Consider the following 560-nt stretch of genomic DNA (forward strand, 5'->3'; position numbering starts at 1 on the left):
GATGCCATCAACCTCTAGAAATAAAGCCTTTACCTTCTTAGGATGTCCTTCACGGGTTGAATGATCAATCTTTTTAACTCCCAGGACTTTTTGGCGAATGCTTTCATGGCTTATGGCTTGGTGATCGAGTAATTCTGTTATTCGGTCTCTCGCATCACGATAAGAACGACCTCTAACTGCCCAATCCACAGCCATATCTGTAATAAGAGGACTAAGACTATTGGATCCTTTGAATTTTAACACTTGGTCCAATAAGGCCACTCGGCGACCTGTCTGACGGTCCTTATATTTTCTCCGTTTAAAAGTCAAAGGACCAAAAAGGGTTTCCAGTGTACAAGACTGTCTTTCTCGATATTCAAACCGTTTAAAATCCCGATTTTCCATAAGCCAGACATCAAGTTCTTCAAGAGTGTGCGATAGAATGACTCGGAAGTATGTTTGTAGCTGTTTGAATAAATCCTTTTCTATCTCTTTTAAATTCGGTAATTCAATGGTATTCTTAGACATAGGAACTCCACCTTTCTTTTGATTTTCTACCAAAAATCATTTTATCAAAGGTG

At 38.9% G+C, this 560-nt stretch carries 1 protein-coding gene; it reads right to left on the reverse strand.

The window, feature by feature from the left end:
- The coding region (locus GBH70_RS16470; RefSeq protein ID WP_172967590.1) for a UPF0236 family transposase-like protein at positions 1 to 507 on the reverse strand (507 nt) is incomplete at its 3' end.
- Positions 508 to 560: the final 53 nt, after the last annotated feature.

Origin of the sequence: Weizmannia acidilactici (assembly GCF_008974225.1) — a bacterium.
Taxonomy (GTDB): Bacteria; Bacillota; Bacilli; order Bacillales; family Bacillaceae_C; genus Weizmannia; species Weizmannia acidilactici.